This is a genomic window from Cupriavidus sp. WGlv3 (assembly GCF_023952475.1).
Taxonomy (GTDB): Bacteria; Pseudomonadota; Gammaproteobacteria; order Burkholderiales; family Burkholderiaceae; genus Cupriavidus; species Cupriavidus phytorum.
Genome location: NZ_JALHRX010000070.1, coordinates 1 through 2,840 on the forward strand (window position 1 = coordinate 1; position 2,840 = coordinate 2,840).

2 protein-coding genes and 2 pseudogenes are annotated in these 2,840 nt (G+C 63.2%); 2 read left to right on the plus strand and 2 right to left on the minus strand.

Annotation, left to right across the window (positions count from 1 at the left end):
• Window positions 1-2: 2 nt before the first annotated feature.
• Window positions 3-410: pseudogene (locus tag MKD38_RS30345) on the plus strand (transposase); the annotation flags it as partial.
• A 117-nt stretch (window positions 411-527) separates the two neighbouring features.
• On the opposite strand, the gene MKD38_RS30350 reads toward MKD38_RS30345, so the two are convergent.
• Entirely contained in the window at window positions 528-1,061 is a 534-nt protein-coding gene (locus MKD38_RS30350; RefSeq protein WP_012354773.1) for a hypothetical protein, read from the minus strand.
• Window positions 1,010-1,450, minus strand: a complete 441-nt coding sequence (locus MKD38_RS30355; RefSeq protein WP_240619763.1) for an AAA family ATPase — start codon at window positions 1,448-1,450, stop codon at window positions 1,010-1,012. Before MKD38_RS30355 ends, MKD38_RS30350 begins: the two co-directional genes overlap by 52 nt.
• 213 nt (window positions 1,451-1,663) lie before the next feature.
• Here MKD38_RS30355 and MKD38_RS30360 point away from each other — a divergent pair.
• A pseudogene (locus MKD38_RS30360) lies at window positions 1,664-2,749 on the plus strand (DDE-type integrase/transposase/recombinase).
• The last annotated feature ends 91 nt before the right edge of the window (window positions 2,750-2,840 follow it).

Sequence of the window (2,840 nt, forward strand, 5' to 3'; positions counted from 1 at the left end):
TAATTGCCGACTATATCCCTGAGAACCTGATTTGTCCATCTCGTGAAGGGTCATATGATGGCGGAGGCCGTTCAGGATGCCTCGATGTCATTCAAGAAGGCCCCTGATCAAACGCGCCCTGGTTACGAGCTGGGTCAACACCTGAGCTACCCGCCGGGCGCGCAGCGCCAGCCGGTCGGCTAATCAGCGCAGCCCAATGGCAAGCGCGCCAAGACCGTGCTAACCGAAGATGGCCGCTGCGGGTCGACATTCCGCGCGACCGCGACGGCTGCTTCGATCCGATCCTGATGCCCAAGCACCAGCGGCGCTTCACCGGGTTAAATAACAAGATCATCGCCATATATGTCCGTGGCATGACCGTGCGCCGAGATCCAAGTCTTCTGGCACATACGAACTTCACCGCCATCGCGCGAGCGGCGGAGAAGCCGTCAAGGTAAATGATGGAGCCGGAGCGAGCCGCAGGGGCGGCTCGCGGTGATGGCCATCACGCCTGTTGATCGCGATGGGGTGGATTGTTGATGGGCCTGCTAACGCCGCTGCTCACGCCGAGATTTTCGGGGCGGAGCTTGCTCGGCTAGTTGCAGTTGCGATTGGGCATGACGCCGGATCTGCACGAGGTAGTGCGATTCGACGAGCATCACAAGTTCATGGAAATAGTCCCGGACCGCTGCGGCGTCTGCGTCGGTTAGCTTGGGCAGCATTGGTCCGAGCCGGGGAAGAAAGGTCAGGTCTGTCATCGGATTCTCAGCGATTGCCGCGGCGGCTCTGGTATGCGGTATAGGTTTGAGGTAGAGCTTCTCGTCGATCTGCGACAGTTCGCATTGCGCGGCGGGGGCCAACAGTTCGCTGGCTAGGTTCATCAAGAGGCGATGGTTGCCGGCGGCGTGTTCGCCCAGGGTCTGGCGCAGCGGTTCGGTCATCAGGCTCGCGCTGCCGGCGCTGTCGAGCAAGTGGCTCCGGCATGTCTGTTCCATCGCCAGACGCGCGCGGATCCGGCTGTCCAGGGGGATCAGATGGTCGCGGGTGGATTTCTCACGCAGGCGGGCATCGCCGGCGAGCACAACGCACAGCAGCGCCGATGCCAGCAGGGCAACTCCGACAGCACCGGCGCGCTCATCCCCTGGGCTTCGTCGATCAGCAGCACGCAGCGACGGCGGCTGGCTTGCAGATGCGCCAGCCAGCGTCCGCGCTGGGCCTTGAAGCCGCCCCAGCGGTTCTGCGACTCGATCGGCACCGCAAGGATGTCGCTCAGCTCCCGGTAGAAGTCGGACAGGCTGCTTTGCGGGTGGTTAATCGAGCCCATGGAGCAACCATGGCAAAGCCGCTTCGCGTGCCAGGCCGTGCTCGATGCGCCATCGAGTTTGGGGTTCAGGAAGACCGCTTTGACGGGGATGTCCTGGGCGAAGGGATTGAACTTGAGGCCATACAAGGCCAGCAGATTTGGTTGCATCATGGCTTCGTAGGCGGAGTCGGGTCCGCCGGGCCGCCCAATTCCAGGATCGCCTCGCGGACCGGATGCGCGATCCGCTCCTGCGCATGGCGGCGGCTGTGGGTCCGCGAGCCCGCGGGCGCCTTCATTGGCGTAATGCTCGATCTACTTCCCCCGCGGCAGAATAGATGTCGCCCCGATAGAGTCTAAACCCTGGGGCGATAAGAGAGAGAAGTGGCTCGTTACGGACAAGCATTCAAGGACCGGGCGGTAGCACGGTTGTTACCGCTGGAGAGTGCGGTGGTGGAAGTGGTTTCAAGGGAATTGGGTGTGGCAGTGGCCACGCTTGAGCGCTGGCGTGCAGACGCTATGTCCATGCCCGCTCGCGAGCGGGCATGGACAGCGGCGGCAAGGTTTGAGGCGGTGCTGGCGATGGCGGCGATGGACGAGGCCAGCAAGAACGCCTGGTGCCGTGAGAACGGCGTGTATCCGCAGGAGTTGGAGCAGTGGCGCACTGCCGCCACGCAGGCGCTGGCTGAGCCAGAGGCCTGGCCAGCGAATCGAGCTTCGGTCGAGTGCTGCGCGCCCATGGGCAGACCCGGCACCGACGACGCGCCAAGGCGCCGCGCCAAAGCCGTCCGCCCACCACGCACGTGGCCACCGGGCCACGCCAACTGTGGTGCTGGGACATGCCTATTTGCCGGCCGAGGTCGCCGGGCGCTGGTTTTATCTGTATCTGATCCTGGACGTCTACAGCCGCAAGATCGTAGGTTTCGAGGTCCACGATCGCGACGATGCCGACCACGCGGCGCATCTAGTCAAACGCACGGCGCTGGCCGAGGGTATTCACGCCTTGGCGGCCAAGCCCGTGCTGCATGGTGACAACGGCGCCACGCTCAAGGCCACTACGGTGCTGGCGATGTTGTTCTGGCTGGGCGTCAAGCCTTCGTATTCGCGTCCACGGGTGAGGGACGATAACGCCTTTGTGGAGAGCCTCTTCTGCACGGCCAAGTACCGGCCGGAGTTCCCGTCCAAGGGCTTTGCCGATCTGACTGCGGCGCGTACGTGGGCGGCGCACTTTGCACTGGTACAACATGAGCACCGGCACAGCGGCATCCGCTACGTGAGCCCGGCATAGCGCCACGCCGGACAAGACACCAACATTCTGACGTTCAGGCTCGTGAGCGCAATCTGCGTCGTTGGTCACGCCACACACCAGATTGGTCGCCAATTGGGACGGTCACGCTCAACCCCGAGCGCGATGTTGTGGTGCCCAGCAGAGTCATCCCAGGCGCGGAATACCAGCGTTTGGTTGCATGAATGAGGCAACATCTACCTCGACGCGCGCCGACTTGTAGTCGGTCTCGCGCTGATGCCATAGCGCTCGCAAAGCGAGCTATTGCTGTCCGAG